A 16592-nucleotide genomic window follows, 5' to 3' on the forward strand; every position below is an offset into this window, starting at 1 on the left:
CTTAGAAATAACCCTGACGTTTTTTCAGTTCCATCGAACCGGACTGATCGCGGTCGATCACCCGCCCCTGACGCTCACTGGTGGTGGAGACCAGCATCTCTTCAATGATCTCCGGCAGCGTCTGCGCTTCAGATTCCACCGCGCCGGTCAGCGGCCAGCAGCCGAGAGTACGGAAACGCACCATGCGCTGTTTGATCACTTCGCCCGGCTGCAGGTTGATACGATCGTCATCGATCATCATCAGCATGCCATCGCGTTCCAGTACCGGACGCGGTGCGGCGAGGTAAAGCGGCACGATCTCAATGTTTTCCAGGAAGATGTACTGCCAGATATCCAGTTCAGTCCAGTTCGACAGCGGGAAAACGCGGATGCTTTCGCCCTTATTAATCTGGCCGTTGTAGTTGTGCCACAGCTCCGGACGCTGGTTTTTAGGGTCCCAGCGATGAAAGCGGTCACGGAACGAGTAGATACGCTCTTTAGCGCGCGACTTCTCTTCATCACGACGTGCGCCACCGAAAGCAGCATCAAAACCGTATTTGTTCAGCGCCTGCTTCAGCCCTTCGGTTTTCATGATGTCGGTATGTTTGGCGCTGCCGTGCACAAACGGGTTAATGCCCATCGCCACCCCTTCCGGGTTGCGGTGAACCAGCAGCTCCGCGCCCATCGCTTTGACGGTGCGATCGCGAAACTCGTACATTTCGCGGAATTTCCAGCCGGTGTCCACATGCAGCAGCGGGAACGGCAGCGTGCCAGGATAAAAGGCTTTACGCGCCAGGTGCAGCATCACTGAGGAGTCTTTACCGATTGAGTACATCATCACCGGGTTGCTGAACTCCGCCGCCACTTCGCGAATGATGTGGATACTCTCCGCCTCCAGCTGACGCAGATGAGTGAGTCGTTTTTGGTCCATGATTTTCCCTCAAGCCAGATTGACAACGGCGGACTCGCGAGCCCCCTGCTGTGCCGAATGTTGAAACCAGGCGAGTTGCCCGTGCAAATTGACCACTTCTCCGATCACCAGCAGTGCCGGAGTGGGTGCCGAGGCGGCCAGCGCCTCGAGTTGTTCTAAGGTACCGGTCACTACCTGTTGATCCTGACGGGTGCCGCGGCTGATCACCGCCACCGGCGTCGACGGCGCGCGGCCGTGCTGAATCAGCGCTTCGCTAATCAGCGCCGCCTTCACCGTGCCCATATAGATCGCCAGCGTCTGACGCGCACGCGCCAGCGACGGCCAGTCAATGTCGTCACCATCCGGACGACAATGACCGGTAATAAACATCACGCTCTGCGCGTAATCGCGGTGAGTCAGCGGAATACCGGCGTAAGCGGTGGCTCCGGCGGCGGCGGTGACGCCCGGCACCACCTGGAACGGAATGCCAGCCTGCTGTGCCGCCTGCAGCTCTTCGCCGCCGCGGCCAAAGATAAACGGATCGCCCCCCTTGAGGCGCACCACCCGCTTGCCCTGCAGCGCCAGCTTAACCAGCATCTGATTGGTCTCTTCCTGCGGCACCGAATGCGCGCCCGCCCGTTTACCGACGCAGATGCGATCGGCATCGCGGCGAACCAGCTCCAGCACCTCGTCACTGACCAGATGGTCATACAGCACCACATCGGCCAGTTGCATCACCTGCAGGCCGCGCAGCGTCAGCAGACCGCTGTCGCCCGGACCGGCACCCACCAGAATAATTTCACCCTGTCGGCCTGGTTCATCGAGCAGCTCACGGTCCAGCGTACGTTTCGCCTCATCCACATTGCCGGCCGACATCTGGCTGGCGAACAGGCCGTTGAATGCCCGCTCCCAGAAACGGCGGCGGTCAGACATGCGGTGAAAACGCTGTTTAACTTTGTCACGCCACTGTCCGGCCACCTCAGCCATCTGGCCGAGGTTAGCGGGCAGCAGCGTCTCCAGCTTTTCACGCAGCATGCGCGCCAGCACCGGCGCGGTGCCGCTGGAGGAGATCGCCACCACCAGCGGTGAGCGGTCAACAATCGAGGGGAAGATAAAGCTGCATTTCGGTTGATCGTCCACCACGTTCACCAGCTTCTGGCGCGCGTTGGCCGCCTCGAAGACCGCCGCGTTAAGGGCATTGTCATCGGTGGCGGCGATCACCAGGAAGACGCCGTCGAGCTGGGCAGGATCAAACGCGGTCGCCAGCCACTCCAGCTGCTGCGTCTCAAGCAGCGCCTGCAGTTCAGGGCAGAGTTCTCGCGCGGCAATCTGCACGCGCGCACGCGCACGACGCAGCAGTTCAATTTTTCGTGCTGCGATATCTCCACCGCCGACAACCAGAACCGGGCGGCCAGAGAGATCGGCAAAAAGGGGCAGATAGTCCACGTTAACCTTAGTGTTGTAACTTTGCGTTAACGCGACTATACGTCCCTGAGTTTATCCAGATGAAATTACGAATTGGAATGAGTAGTTACCGAATGGAATAACGGGCCCGCAAAGCACAGAACAATTTGATCTTAACGACGGATAATTAATGGTTTATCCGTGACCTTGCTCACAGATTATCAGCTAATGAAAGCCGTAAAAATCCGGCTGACTTTCCTCAAAAACAGAAAACTGCCAGCCGCAGCCCGGTACGCTGCGCCTGCCGGTCTGATTCTGTCGATAGTGCGCCGCAACAAAAAGGCTATAATAGCGCCCGGCATGACGGGACGATGCAGCATGCCGGACCGGTATCTGAAAAATGAAAAAGGATGCACTATGTTTTTTTCCCTCCGATTGAGGGCAGCGGCGGTTTTAATTGGCGCGCTAATTTCGCCACTGGCGCTTGCCAGCCAGCCCGGCCACTTTGCCGAACAGCAGGTTCGTCACATCGCTACCTATTTTCCTGGCCGGATGACCGGCAGTCCGGCCGAACTGATGGCGGCCGACTATCTGCAGCAGCAATTTACCGCACTCGGTTTCAAAACCAATACCCGACAGTTCAACACCGGCTACAACTGGCAGGAAAACGACGGCACGTTACGCTGGCATAAGCTGACGGCGACCTCGGTGATTGCGGCCCGTGCCGGCAGTGAACCGCAGGAGATTCTGATCGTCGCGCATCTGGATACCTGGACGCCGCACAACAGCAGTCAGACCAACCACAACCTCGGCGGCCTTCGCCTGCAGGGGGTGGATGATAATGCCTCGGGTCTCGGCGTGATGCTGGAACTGGCGCAACAGCTCAGCCAGCGACCGCTGCACTATGGCGTGCGCTTCGTAGCGCTCAGCGCCGGTGAGGCGGAGATGCACGGCATGGACGATTATGTTGAACGGATGAGCGCCAGAGAGAAGAAAAACACCCTACTGGTGATCGATCTCAACAGCCTGATTACCGGCGATCACCTCTATTTCAACAGCGGAATGAATACGCCACGAGCGGTACGCAAGCAGACCAGCGAACGCGCCTTGCTGCTGGCGCGTCAGCACGGCATTTCTGCTGCCAGCCATCAGTTAAACCGCAAGGATGTCGACGGCCTGAACGCTTTTGATAAAGCGGGCTTTCCGCTACTTGATGTCACGGCCAGCAACTGGACGCTGGGCAACCAGGACGGGGCGCAGCAGCGTCATCGCAGTAGCCATTTTCCTGAAGGCACCACCCGACATCAGACCGATCGGGATAACCTCAGCTACCTCGACCGCTGGCTGCCCGGCCGGATTACCGTCCGCACCCGCGACAGCGTCAACGTTTTGCTGCCGCTGCTGAGTGAACTCACCAACCCTAAAGTCTAAGGAACGGTTATGTACGTGGTCTCTCTCGATTATTTTCGTCCGATGGATGAGGTAGAAGCGTTGCTGGCGGCGCATATTGCGTGGCTGGATCGCTATTTTGATGCTGGGGCGGTGATCGCGGCGGGACGTAAAGATCCGCGAACCGGCGGATTACTGCTGATGAAGGAGATGCCGCGCCAGCAGCTGGATGCGCTGCTGGCGGAAGATCCGTTTGTTGAGGTGGCGCACTACACGGTGACCCGGGTGAACGTTACGCGGGCGGCGGCGGAGTTTGCGGGCCTGAAAGGTCAGTAAACAACCGGCTTCTCTGGCGGCGTATCCGCAGAGAAGCCGGACACAAAACCGTTACCCTTCGTGCAGGCCGCACTCGCGCTTGAGGCCGAAAAAGCGCGTCTCTTCTTCTGCCATCCCGGGCTCCCATTTGCGGGTAGTGTGGGTATCGCCTACCGACAGATATCCCTGGTCCCACAACGGATGGTATTTCAGATTGTGCTGCTGCAGATACTGATGAATCTGGCGGTTATCCCAGTCGATGATCGGCAGCAGCTTAAACACCCCGCGCTGCACGCCGAGCACCGGCAGATTGGCCCGGCTGCCGGACTGATCGCGACGCAGGCCAGCAAACCAGGTTTGCGCACCAAGCGTTTCCAGGGCGCGATTCATCGGTTCCACTTTATTGATGTCGTTGTACTTCTCAATTCCCTCAACGCCCTGCTCCCACAGCTTGCCGTAGCGCGCTTCCTGCCAGGCCGGTGAGGTCTCAGCACGGAACACCTTGAGGTTAAGATTGAGCTGATTTGCCAGCTCATCAATAAAGCGATAGGTTTCCGGGAACAGGTAGCCGGTATCGGTGAGGATCACCGGGATATCGGGCTGCTGACGCGTCACCATATGCAGTGACACCGCCGCCTGAATGCCGAAGCTGGAGGAGAGCACATAGGCGCCCGGCAGATTCTCCAGCGCCCAGCTCACACGCGCTTCAGCAGACGACTTCTCCAGCTGCGCATTGGTGGCCGCCAGCGCCATCGCGCGCTGGACTTTGGACATTTCATTCAGTGCTGCGAGGTCAATCTGACTCATTTTGCCTCCTCCCAGAAATCGCGCGCCGGGTCCAGCACAGGCGCAACGATGCCCGCGCGGATCACGAAGTCACCAAAGCCTTCAGCGGCATGGCGCTCTTTGGCCCAGCGTCCCACCAGTTCATCAATGGTGGCGAGAATTTCGTTTTCGTTAATATTTTCACGGTACATCCGCGGAATGCGTGTGCCGATGCGATTGCCGCCGATATGCAGGTTGTAGCGGCCTGGCGCTTTGCCAACCAGACCGAGTTCAGCCAGCATGGCACGGCCGCAGCCGTTGGGACAACCGGTAACGCGTAACACTATGTGCTCATCACCCACGCCGTGACCGTGCATGATCGCTTCGACTTTGGTCACGAAGGCAGGCAGGAAGCGTTCAGCTTCAGCCATCGCCAGCGGACAGGTCGGGAACGCGACGCAGGCCATTGAGTTCTCACGTTGCGCCGAGACGTTTTCCATCAGCCCATGCGCACGGGCAATCGCTTCAATCTTCGCTTTCTCGCTTTCCGGCACGCCCGCCACAATCAGGTTCTGGTTGGCCGTCAGGCGGAAATCGCCCTGGTGGATTTTGGCAATCTCGGCCACACCGCTTTTCAGCGGACGGTCGGGATAGTCCAGCAGACGACCATTCTCAATAAACAGCGTCAGGTGCCATTTATTGTCGATGCCTTTAATCCAGCCAATCCGATCGCCACGGGTAGTGAATTCGTATGGACGAATCGGTTCAAAGGTGACGCCAGCCCGCTTCTCCACTTCCGCTTTGAAGGTATCAACGCCGACACGTTCCAGGGTGTATTTGGTTTTGGCATTCTTACGATCGGTGCGGTTACCCCAGTCGCGCTGGGTGGTCACCACCGCTTCGGCCACATCAAGGATCTTCTCCAGCGGGAAATAACCAAACTCGCTGGCGGTACGGGCGTAAGTGGCTTTGTTACCGTGCTCAATCGACAGCCCACCACCGACCAGCAGGTTGAAGCCCACCAGCTTGCCCTTCTCGGCCACGGCGATGAAGTTGAGATCGTTGGCGTGCAGATCCACATCGTTATGCGGTGGGATCACCACGGTAGTTTTAAATTTACGCGGCAGGTAAGTCTCACCGAGGATCGGCTCCTCATCGGTGGTCGCGACTTTCTCCTGATCCCACCAGATCTCAGCGTAGGCGCGGGTCCGCGGCAGCAGATGCTCCGACAGTTTTTTCGCCCACTCGTACGCTTCCTGATGCAGTTCCGACTCCACCGGGTTAGAGGTGCAAAGCACGTTGCGGTTAACATCGTTGGCGGTTGCCAGCGCATCCAGTCCGACTTCATGCAGCATCTGGTGAGTCGGTTTAACGTTCTTTTTCAGAATGCCGTGAAACTGGAAGGTCTGACGGTTGGTCAGACGGATGCTGCCATACAGGGTCTTCTCGCTGGCAAACTTGTCGATCGCCAGCCACTGCGTTGGGGTGATAATCCCGCCCGGCAGTCGGCAGCGCAGCATCATCGCATGACGCGGCTCAAGCTTCTGCTCAGCACGCTCGGCACGAATATCGCGGTCGTCCTGCTGGTACATACCGTGAAAACGGATCAGCAGGAAGTTGTCGCCGGTAAAGCCGCCGGTCAGGCCCTCTTCGAGATCTTCACGAATGGTGCCGCGCAGATAGTTACTCTGCTTCTTCAGGCGCTCAGCGTCGGCTAATTTGCCTTCTACAACCAGCGGTCCAGGGTGTTTTTCGCTCATTAGTAAACGTCTCGCTGATAACGGCGCTCAATGCGCAGCTCACTTAAAAATTCGTCGGCCGCTTCACGATCCATTCCGCCGTGCTCGACCACCACATCCAGTAATGCCTGCTCAACGTCCTTTGCCATGCGATTTGCATCGCCGCAGACGTAAAGGTGCGCGCCTTCCTGCAACCAGCGCCACACTTCCGCTCCGTTGGCGCGGATCTTATCCTGTACGTACACCTTCTCTGCCTGATCGCGTGACCAGGCCAGATCGATTCGGGTCAGCAGACCCTCTTTCACATATTTCTGCCACTCCACCTGATAGAGGAAATCATCGGTGAAGTGCGGATTGCCAAAGAACAGCCAGTTTTTGCCGCTGGCGCCGTCGTTTTCGCGCTGCTGCATAAAGGCGCGGAACGGCGCGATACCGGTGCCTGGTCCAATCATGATCACCGGTGCCTCCGGGTTAGCGGGCAGGCGGAAGTTATCGTTGTGCTCGATAAACACCCGCACTTCGCCCTCTTCTTCGACCCGATCGGCCAGCCAGGTTGAGGCGCCGCCGCCGCGCTGGCGACCTTCAATATCAAAGCGTACTGCACCGACGGTGATATGCACTTCAGTATCGGTTTCCGCCTGTGAAGAAGCGATAGAGTAGAGCCGCGGCGTCAGGGGACGCAGCAGTGAGGTCAGCTGCGCTGCACTCAGCTCCGCCGGCGCCAGCCGGATCATGTCAACAATTGGATAGCGCTGCGCATACTGTTGCAGCCGGGCTTTATCATCCACCAGCGCCAGCAGCTCGGCATCACGCGACAGCTGGGCATACTGCGCGACGATCTGCGCCGTATTAACCGTCAGCTCAAAATGTTTTTGCAGCGCTTCGGCCAGCGGCAGGGTCGCGCCCTGCACCTCAACCGGCTCGTCCCCTTTCAGCCAGACCAGTTCCAGCAGTTCGCTGACCAGGGCGCTATCGTTTTCATACCAGACACCCAGCGCATCGCCGGGCTGGTAGCGCAGACCTGACTCACCCAGATCGATTTCGATGTGGCGGACATCTTTGTCAGAATCGCGACCGGTAATTTTCTGGTTCACCGCCAGCGTGGCGCTGAGCGGCGCCTCTTTGGTGTAGGGGCTGGTGGTGACTTCATTGACGCTGCCCGCAGCGGTGGCGGCGGCCTGCGTCGCGGATTCGGTCGGCACGCGCTGCTTTAAAATCTCTGTCAGCGCACTGCGCCAGGCCGTGGCTTGATCGGCATACTCAACGTCAGCATCTACCCGATCCAGCAACCGCTCTGCGCCCAGCTCCGCCAGCCGGCTGTCAAAATCTTTGCCCGCTTTGCTGAAAAACTCATAAGAGGTATCGCCCAGACCAAACACCGCAAACGCAGCGCCGTCCATTTTCGGGGCCTTTTTCGACATCAGGAATTTATGCAGCGCAACCGCCTCTTCCGGCGGCTCCCCTTCACCCTGGGTGGATGTCACCACCACCAGCAGCTTTTCCTGACCGATTTGTTTGAATTTATAATCACCGGCATTGACCAGGTTTACATTCAGTCTGGCTGCCTGCAGGTCATCACGCAACTGTTCAGCCAGGCGGCGGGCATTGCCGGTCTGCGAAGCAGAGAGCAGCGTAATCGCTGGCGCTTCGGCAGCGGCCGGTGCCGGGGCGCTGGCCACTGCGTTACCTGGGGTCTGTTCTACCCTGCCCCAGAAATAACCTGACAGCCACGCCAGCTGGGTGGGGGAATAATCGGTCGTCGCCGCCTGTAAGCGAGCGAGTTGTTCCGGGGAGAGCGGAAGCAGTGAACCTGGTGCCTGAGTCGTCATCGCGTTAAAAATTCCAGTATCAGAAGTCCGGACCGTAAAATGGCGGAAGAGTGCGTAGGTTACCGGCCCGTATATTAACGATTAAATACACCTTCGACATATCAAATAACCAAAATGACTAAATGGTTTTCCTGGTAGGATTAATCGGCAAAAGTGGTAAGCAAAGCGGCGATATATCAGTTAATTAGCTGGGACCAGAGCGGGAAATCGGCCACAACGCGAGCGCATTGTGTGATCTGAGTGCGAAAAATGCGGTTATCAGGTAGAATTCAGCGGTTTTTTAATGTCTGAGATCCACTATGTCTACCACTTTATTTAAAGAGTTCCAGTTCGAAGCCGCACACCATTTACCTAACGTGCCGGCCGGACACAAATGCGGTCGTCTGCACGGTCACTCCTTCCTGGTTCGTCTGGAGGTTACCGGCGAAGTGGATGCGCACACCGGTTGGGTGATCGATTTTGCCGAATTAAAAGCGGCGTTTAAGCCGGTCTACGATCGTCTCGATCACTACTATCTCAATGATATTCCTGGGCTGGAAAACCCGACCAGCGAAGTGCTGGCAAAATGGATTTGGGATCAGATGAAGCCTCGCCTGCCGCTGCTCAGCGCAGTGATGATCAAAGAGACCTGTACTGCCGGTTGCGTCTACCGCGGTTAACGCTGTCGGATCGAACCCTTCGATCCGGCGCTGCTGCTTCCCTGAATCCCCGAAACGGCCAACTCCCCTGCGGACCGCTTGCCTGGCGGGACACCCCATGGCTGAGGTGCCGCTGCCTGCCGCCCGCTTCTGTCAGGCGATATTGAGATATTTGTGAGTTTGCATCGACAAACGCCAGTTGCGCGCAATACAGGTCTCGATACAGAGTCGGGTCGCTTCATCTTTGCGGCTGATCGGCTGTAAGGCAATGATGCGCGGTTTCGCGTCATCAAGGCTGGCCAGCAGCGCATCCAGCGCCTCGACATCACGCTGGCGCGCCACCGGATGTTTGATTTCATCAGCCCGAACCAGCGCCTGCGGCAGCACATCATAGCCGCCACGCATATTAACCTTGGGTGAAACCGTTACCCAGGTCTGGTCAGAACAATCGATCTGATGGGTGCCGCTGGTCTCAATCTGGCACTGGAAGCCGTGCTGCTCCAGCACCGTGGTTAACGGACGCAGATCGTAGATCGCCGGTTCACCGCCGGTGATTACCACATGGCGCGCGGTCCAGCCCTGCTGCTGGATGGCGTTCAGCAAGGTTGCCGCATCGGCATCGCCCCAGGCATCACTTTCCACGGTTTTAATTAAAATATCGCCCAGCGACGTTTCCCGATCCGCCCGCTTTTCCCAGGTATGTTTGGTATCACACCAGCTACAGCCCACCGGACATCCCTGTAAGCGGATGAAGATGGCGGGTACGCCGGTATAAAAACCTTCGCCCTGCAGCGTCTGGAACATTTCGTTAATCGGGTATTGCATTACGGACTCGCTTGAAAAAAACAGGGCGCTGATTATGGCAGATTTGTCGCGCAGCTCAACCACGCGTTGTGCCTTTTCTCCGCGCCGGACAAAAGCTAAAACGTCACAAAGAGGGGCTTCAGACGGCTAACAGGCTCAAAACGTGGATGGCAAGGATCGAAGAGCAAAGCGTCACGCGCTTAGGACATAAACGCCGGGGGCGTTTTTGAACAACGCAAAGCGATGGCCCGGTAACGGGCGCACCTCAGGGATGAGGTGCGTAATCGCGCGGGCCGAGCCAGCAGGGATGCCACTTTTGCATCTTTGCGATCGGGCCTTGCCATCCGCGTCTGCACACCGCCACCAACAAAAAGCCCCGCACAAGGCGGGGCTTCAGAGGCCGATAATGTCACTTAACGCGACATCAACGCACAGTTATTACTGACCTTTAACTTCTTTCAGACCGTTGAATGGCGCTTTAGAACCCAGCGCTTCTTCGATACGGATCAGCTGGTTGTACTTAGCAACACGGTCAGAACGGCTCATTGAACCGGTTTTGATCTGGCCCGCTGCAGTACCTACCGCCAGGTCAGCGATGGTTGCATCTTCGGTTTCGCCTGAACGGTGAGAGATCACCGCAGTGTAGCCCGCATCTTTCGCCATTTTGATCGCTGCCAGCGTTTCGGTCAGAGAACCGATCTGGTTGAATTTGATCAGAATGGAGTTAGCGATACCTTTTTCGATACCTTCTTTCAGGATTTTGGTGTTGGTCACGAACAGGTCATCACCCACCAGCTGGATTTTGTCGCCCAGAACTTTAGTCTGATACGCGAAGCCATCCCAGTCAGATTCGTCCAGGCCATCTTCGATAGAGACGATCGGATACTGCTTAGTCAGATCTTCGAGGAAGTGAGTGAACTCTTCTGAAGTAAAGGCTTTACCGCCTTCACCGGCCAGCACGTATTTGCCATCTTTGTAGAACTCAGAGGCCGCACAGTCCATCGCCAGCGTGATGTCTTTGCCCAGCTCGTAGCCTGCTGCTTTTACCGCTTCAGCGATAACCGCCAGCGCTTCAGCGTTGGAACCCAGGTTTGGCGCATAGCCACCTTCGTCACCTACCGCTGTGCTCATGCCTTTGCTTTTCAGCACTTTCGCCAGGTTATGGAATACTTCAGAACCCATACGGATCGCTTCTTTCACGTTTGAAGCGCCAACCGGCTGAATCATGAATTCCTGGATATCAACGTTGTTGTCGGCATGCTCGCCGCCGTTGATGATGTTCATCATTGGCAGTGGCATAGAATATTTGCCTGGGGTGCCGTTCAGTTCAGCGATGTGCTCATACAGTGGCTGACCTTTAGAGGCTGCTGCCGCTTTCGCCGCCGCCAGTGACACCGCCAGAATGGCGTTAGCACCGAAGTTGGATTTGTTCTCAGTACCGTCCAGGTCGATCATGATTTTATCGATGTTCGCCTGATCTTTCGCGTCTTTGCCTTTTACCGCTTCAGCAATCGGGCCGTTTACCGCAGCAACCGCTTTGGTGACGCCTTTGCCCAGGAAACGAGATTTGTCACCGTCACGCAGTTCCAGTGCTTCGCGTGAACCGGTAGAAGCTCCTGATGGCGCTGCTGCCAGACCAACGAAACCGCCTTCCAGATGCACTTCTGCTTCAACAGTCGGGTTACCACGTGAGTCGATAATTTCGCGACCGATGACTTTTACGATTTTGGACATTACGTTTTTCCTCAGTACAAGTTAGTCAATCCTAAGACAAACAACGCGCGAAAAGTTCGCGCGCTGCTCGTGAATCTTACTTCGCTAAACGCTTCTGATGCTCATGTGCCGCTTTGACAAAGCCGGCAAACAACGGATGGCCATCACGTGGTGTTGAGGTAAACTCCGGGTGGAACTGGCAAGCCACAAACCATGGATGGTTCGGGATTTCGATAATCTCAACCAGTTGATCATCCCCTGAGCGACCCGCAACCCGCAGACCGGCTGCTTCAATCGGCTTCAGCAGCATGTTGTTAACTTCATAACGATGGCGATGGCGCTCAACGATGGTGTCAGAACCGTACAGCTGGTGAACCTGGCTGCCCGGGGTTAACTGACACTGCTGGCTGCCCAGACGCATGGTGCCGCCCAGATCGCTCTGCTCGCTGCGCACTTCAACGTTGCCGTTTTCGTCACGCCATTCGGTAATTAACGCCACTACCGGATATTTACAGTCTGGCACAAATTCAGTGGAGTTGGCGCCTTCCATCCCGGCAACGTTACGGGCGAACTCCATCAATGCCACCTGCATGCCAAGACAGATGCCGAGATACGGCACGTTATTTTCGCGTGCGTACTGCGCGGTCATCAGCTTGCCTTCGACGCCACGGTAACCGAAGCCACCTGGAATCAGAATCGCATCCAAATCTTTCAGTAATTCGACACCGCGTGATTCGACATCCTGCGAGTCGATCAGTTTGATGTTCACGGTGACGCGATTTTTCAGGCCGCCGTGCTTCAGCGCTTCAATCACTGATTTATAAGCATCAGGCAGTTCAACGTACTTGCCGACCATCCCGATGGTGACTTCACCGCCCGGATTGGCTTCTTCGTAAATTACCTGCTCCCACTCGGCCAGATTGGCTTCCGGTGCATTCAGATTGAAGCGTTTGCAGATGTAGTCATCCAGGCCCTGCGACTTCAGCATGCCCGGAATCTTGTAAATCGAATCGACATCTTTCAGCGAAATAACCGCTTTTTCCGGCACGTTACAGAACAGCGCGATTTTGGCGCGTTCGTTGGCTGGAACGGCGCGGTCAGAACGGCAGATCAGCACGTCAGGCTGGATACCGATAGAGAGCAGCTCTTTGACCGAGTGCTGGGTCGGTTTGGTTTTCACTTCACCGGCTGCCGCCATATACGGCACCAGCGTCAGGTGCATATACATGGTGTGCTCACGACCCACATCCACCGCCATCTGACGAATGGCTTCAAGGAACGGCAGTGATTCGATATCGCCGACCGTGCCGCCGATTTCGACCAGCACCACATCGTGGCCTTCGCCGCCTTCAATGATGCGCTCTTTGATGGCGTTGGTGATGTGTGGAATTACCTGAATCGTGGCACCCAGATAGTCGCCGCGGCGTTCTTTACGCAGCACTTCAGAGTAGATACGGCCAGTGGTGAAGTTGTTACGACGCGACATTTTAGTGCGAATGAAGCGCTCGTAGTGACCCAAATCCAGATCGGTTTCAGCCCCATCATCAGTGACGAAAACTTCACCGTGCTGAGTCGGGCTCATGGTGCCTGGATCCACGTTGATATACGGGTCCAGCTTCATGATGGTCACGTTAAGACCACGGGCTTCGAGAATGGCTGCGAGGGAGGCTGCGGCAATGCCTTTACCCAGAGAGGATACGACCCCGCCGGTCACAAAAATATAATTCGTTGTCATGCTGAACCTGAGAGTTTAGGTTTAAAGACGGTGGAATAACCAGGACGGGAAAACAGTATACTGGAAACCGCTATCAGCCACAATTGATGAATCACAGCCATCCTCCAACGCAGTGCTGCGGCTAACATAGCGGATAGCCGTTAATGAAATGTTGATGTACGTCACAAAGTTGTCGCCGCGCTGAATCGTGTAAGCTCAAGCGGCGATTTTATACACAGCGCTGGAATAATCAGCATTTCTCGCTGATTTTCACCTGCTGCCAGGCCGCTTCCATCTGTTCCAGCGTGGCGCCAGGCATGCTCAGCCCCTGCGCGGCAATGATCGCTTCAACCTGGCGGAAGCGGCGCTCAAACTTGTCATTGGCCTTTTGCAGCGCGGTTTCAGCTTTGCTGCCAAGATGGCGCGACAGGTTCACCGTGGCGAACAGCAGGTCACCGATCTCCTCCTCCAGCTTCTGGCTGTCCACCACACTTTGCTGCGCCTCGTGCATCACTTCATCGATCTCTTCGTGCACTTTGGCCACCACCGGCCCCAGCGTGTCCCAGTCAAAGCCGACATTGTGGCAACGCTTCTGGATTTTATGGGCGCGCATCAGCGCCGGCAATGCTCTGGGAATATCGTCCAGCGCCGAATGCTGAGCTTTCTCCGCCCGCTCGGCAGTTTTTATCGCTTCCCAGTTTTTCAGCACCTCGCCGCTGGTTTCCGCGCTGGCGTCAGCAAAAATATGCGGATGACGGCGCTCCAGCTTGTCGCTGATGGCGTGGCAGATATCCTCGAAGGTAAAGCGATCCTGCTCGCTGGCCATCTGGGCATAAAACACCACCTGGAACAGCAGATCGCCCAGTTCGCCGCGCAAATCGTCAAAATCCTCGCGCTGGATAGCGTCCAGCACTTCATAGGTCTCCTCCAGCGTATACGGGGCGATGGTGGCGAAGGTCTGCTCACGATCCCACGGACAGCCGTGTTGCGGATCGCGCAGGGTTTTCATAATGCCAAGCAGGCGATCGATGGCGTTCATTCAGGAAAATCCTTTGCGGTTGGTCTTGAAGTGGCGCGTATACGGCGCCTGAAGTGCAGCACGCCAGCCCGGCCGTTCGCCTCTGCGGCGAAAACCGGACCGGCGGCCAGTAGTGTCAGTGTAAACGGCGGGCGTCGATGATATCAGAGACCTGATTCAGGCGTGCCAGTACCCGTCCCAGCACCTGATGGTTATAAATCTCGATATCCATGTCGATGGTCGCCAGCTGCTTTTTGGTATCGCTGCGGCTCGACACGCCCAGTACATTGACTTTTTCATTGGCGAGGATAGTGGTGATGTCGCGCAACAGGCCGCTGCGATCGTTGGCTGTCACCCGTACCACCAGCGAATAACCGCTGGAGTAACTTTCACCCCATACCGCGTCAACGATGCGTTCCGGCGCATGGGAGATCAGCTCAGCCAGCTGGTCACAGTCGGCACGGTGAATCGAAATACCGCGTCCCTGAGTGATAAAGCCGACGATATCGTCGCCCGGAATCGGCTGGCAGCAACGTGCAATGTGGTGCATCAGGTTGCCCACGCCCTCGACCACCACGCGCCCGCTCTCTTTGCGCGACGGTGGCGTGTAGGACTTCTGGGTCAACTGGCGCAGCGCTTCGCGGTCTTGCTCTTCGGCGCTCGGCTTGTTGAGCCGGGCCTGCAGGAAATTAACCATCTGGTTAAGGCGAATATCACCACCACCAATCGCCGCCAGCAACTCCTCCAGAGAAGTAACGTTATAGCGCGGCAGCAGCAGCTTCTCCGCTTCACGCAGGCTGATATCCAGCTGATTCAGCTCGTTATCCAGAATCTGCCGTCCGGCGATGATGTTCTTATCGCGATCCTGCTTGCGGAACCAGTTGTGAATCTTTGACCGGCCGCGGCTGGTGGTGATATAGCCGAGGTTAGGGTTGAGCCAGTCCCGGCTCGGGTTCGGCTGTTTCTGAGTGATCACTTCAACCTGATCGCCCATCTGCAGCTGATAGGTAAACGGCACTATACGGCCGCCGATTTTTGCGCCGATGCAGCGGTGACCGATGTCACTGTGAATATGGTAAGCGAAGTCGAGCGGCGTTGAGCCGGCGGGCAAGTCCACCACATCCCCTTTCGGTGTAAACACGTACACCCGGTCATCGAACACCTGGCTGCGCACCTCTTCCAGCAGTTCACCGGAATCCGCCATCTCTTCCTGCCAGCTGATCAGCTTACGCAGCCAGGCGATACGCTCTTCGTGCCCCGCCGCGCCGCGCGCGCTGCTGGAGGTCGGCCCTTCTTTGTATTTCCAGTGCGCCGCCACGCCCAGTTCGGCATCTTCGTGCATCTGGCGGGTACGGATCTGGATCTCCACCGTTTTACCCTGCGGGCCTAACACCACGGTGTGAATCGACTGGTAACCGTTCGGCTTGGGGTTCGCCACGTAGTCGTCAAACTCGCTCGGCAGATGGCGATAAAGCGTGTGGACCGTACCCAGCGCGCCGTAGCAATCCTGTAAGCGTTCGGCCACGATGCGCACCGCCCGCACGTCGAACAGCTCATCGAATGCCAGCGACTTCTTCTGCATCTTGCGCCAGATACTGTAGATATGTTTCGGCCGGCCATAGACTTCAGCGCGTACGCCCTCTTTGGCCATCTCTTTACGCAGGTTGCTGACGAAATTGTCGATGTACTGCTCACGGTCAATGCGCCGTTCATGCAGCAGTTTGGCGATGCGTTTGTATTCGTCGGGATGCAGATAGCGGAAGCAGTAATCTTCCAGCTCCCACTTCAGTTGCCCGATGCCGAGCCGGTTGGCCAGCGGTGCATAAATATTGGTGCTCTCTTTGGCCGCCAGTACCCGCTCATCTTCCGGCGCATCTTTCATTTCGCGCAGGTTCATGATGCGTTCGGCCAGTTTAAGCACCACGCAGCGGAAATCTTCCACCATCGCCAGCAGCATCCGGCGGACGTTATCCACCTGCTCAGACGCCATCGAGTCATTGTGGATCGCTTTCAGCTGACGGATCGCGTCCATATCGCGCACGCCATGCACCAGCGAAACGATGCCTTTGCCGATGGTTTTTTCCAGATCTTCTTCGCTCACCACTTCATCGTTAGCCAGCGGGAAGATCAGCGCCGCACACAGGCTTTCAATATCCATACTGAGCATTGAGAGGATTTCGACCATCTCAATGCCGCGCCACAGCAGCAGCGACTGATCGGGATGGCCTTTGGTTTGCGCTTCACAGTAGCGCCAGGTTTCGGCGACGCGTTGACATGATTGCGGGTTAGCAATACCGAGACTGGCGATCCACTGGTCGAGGGCAAAATCCCCCTCAGTATTTAAATGCGCACTTCTGACCGCAACCATATCCTCT

General features: G+C 56.8%; 13 protein-coding genes. 3 read left to right on the forward strand and 10 right to left on the reverse strand.

What is annotated here, in order from left to right; genetic code table 11:
- Nucleotide 1: 1 nt before the first annotated feature.
- Nucleotides 2-910, reverse strand: a complete 909-nt coding sequence (gene cysD / locus AC6I8I_RS15085) for a sulfate adenylyltransferase subunit CysD (RefSeq protein WP_031374746.1) — start codon at nucleotides 908-910, stop codon at nucleotides 2-4.
- 9 nt (nucleotides 911-919) lie between these two features.
- Nucleotides 920-2335 carry a siroheme synthase CysG gene (cysG, locus tag AC6I8I_RS15090; RefSeq protein ID WP_046289599.1) on the reverse strand — a complete coding sequence of 472 codons (1416 nt, stop codon included), beginning with the start codon at nucleotides 2333-2335 and terminating at the stop codon, nucleotides 920-922.
- Nucleotides 2336-2710: 375 nt separating this feature from the next.
- Here cysG and AC6I8I_RS15095 point away from each other — a divergent pair, with 375 nt between their 5' ends.
- Nucleotides 2711-3724, forward strand: coding sequence for an aminopeptidase (locus AC6I8I_RS15095; protein WP_312056276.1), 1014 nt, complete (start codon nucleotides 2711-2713; stop codon nucleotides 3722-3724).
- Nucleotides 3725-3733: 9 nt separating this feature from the next.
- The gene (locus tag AC6I8I_RS15100; protein WP_312056278.1) at nucleotides 3734-4018 is read left to right on the forward strand and encodes a YciI family protein; all 285 of its coding nucleotides are present in this window, start codon (nucleotides 3734-3736) and stop codon (nucleotides 4016-4018) included.
- Between the two features lie 51 nt (nucleotides 4019-4069).
- Here AC6I8I_RS15100 and AC6I8I_RS15105 read toward each other — a convergent pair whose 3' ends face one another.
- From AC6I8I_RS15105 to cysJ, 3 genes are read right to left on the reverse strand one after another with little or no spacing between them, the layout of a single operon-like run.
- Entirely contained in the window at nucleotides 4070-4804 is a 735-nt protein-coding gene (locus AC6I8I_RS15105; protein ID WP_497828021.1) for a phosphoadenylyl-sulfate reductase, read from the reverse strand.
- Nucleotides 4801-6522, reverse strand: coding sequence for an assimilatory sulfite reductase (NADPH) hemoprotein subunit (gene cysI, locus AC6I8I_RS15110; protein ID WP_031374741.1), 1722 nt, complete (start codon nucleotides 6520-6522; stop codon nucleotides 4801-4803). The genes AC6I8I_RS15105 and cysI overlap by 4 nt, the downstream gene beginning before the upstream one ends.
- Nucleotides 6522-8330 (reverse strand): NADPH-dependent assimilatory sulfite reductase flavoprotein subunit, encoded by a 1809-nt coding sequence (gene cysJ, locus AC6I8I_RS15115; RefSeq protein ID WP_312760560.1) that lies wholly within the window; start codon nucleotides 8328-8330, stop codon nucleotides 6522-6524. Before cysJ ends, cysI begins: the two co-directional genes overlap by 1 nt.
- A 299-nt stretch (nucleotides 8331-8629) precedes the next feature.
- On the opposite strand from cysJ, the gene queD reads away from it, so the two are divergent.
- Nucleotides 8630-8989: a 6-carboxytetrahydropterin synthase QueD gene (gene queD, locus AC6I8I_RS15120; RefSeq protein ID WP_312056283.1), complete on the forward strand. Its 360-nt coding sequence runs from the start codon at nucleotides 8630-8632 to the stop codon at nucleotides 8987-8989.
- 132 nt (nucleotides 8990-9121) lie between these two features.
- Here queD and queE read toward each other — a convergent pair whose 3' ends face one another.
- The 5 genes from queE to relA form a co-directional block, all read right to left on the reverse strand.
- Entirely contained in the window at nucleotides 9122-9793 is a 672-nt protein-coding gene (gene queE, locus AC6I8I_RS15125; RefSeq protein WP_497820440.1) for a 7-carboxy-7-deazaguanine synthase QueE, read from the reverse strand.
- Nucleotides 9794-10210: 417 nt separating this feature from the next.
- Nucleotides 10211-11506: a phosphopyruvate hydratase gene (gene eno / locus AC6I8I_RS15130; RefSeq protein ID WP_069728892.1), complete on the reverse strand. Its 1296-nt coding sequence runs from the start codon at nucleotides 11504-11506 to the stop codon at nucleotides 10211-10213.
- Between the two features lie 76 nt (nucleotides 11507-11582).
- Nucleotides 11583-13220: a glutamine hydrolyzing CTP synthase gene (gene pyrG, locus AC6I8I_RS15135; protein ID WP_312760557.1), complete on the reverse strand. Its 1638-nt coding sequence runs from the start codon at nucleotides 13218-13220 to the stop codon at nucleotides 11583-11585.
- Between the two features lie 229 nt (nucleotides 13221-13449).
- Nucleotides 13450-14238, reverse strand: coding sequence for a nucleoside triphosphate pyrophosphohydrolase (gene mazG, locus AC6I8I_RS15140; protein WP_031374735.1), 789 nt, complete (start codon nucleotides 14236-14238; stop codon nucleotides 13450-13452).
- A 115-nt stretch (nucleotides 14239-14353) separates the two neighbouring features.
- Entirely contained in the window at nucleotides 14354-16585 is a 2232-nt protein-coding gene (gene relA, locus AC6I8I_RS15145; RefSeq protein ID WP_312056286.1) for a GTP diphosphokinase, read from the reverse strand.
- Nucleotides 16586-16592: the final 7 nt, after the last annotated feature.

The organism is Pantoea sp. X-Soil-YNGN-775, assembly GCF_059730575.1.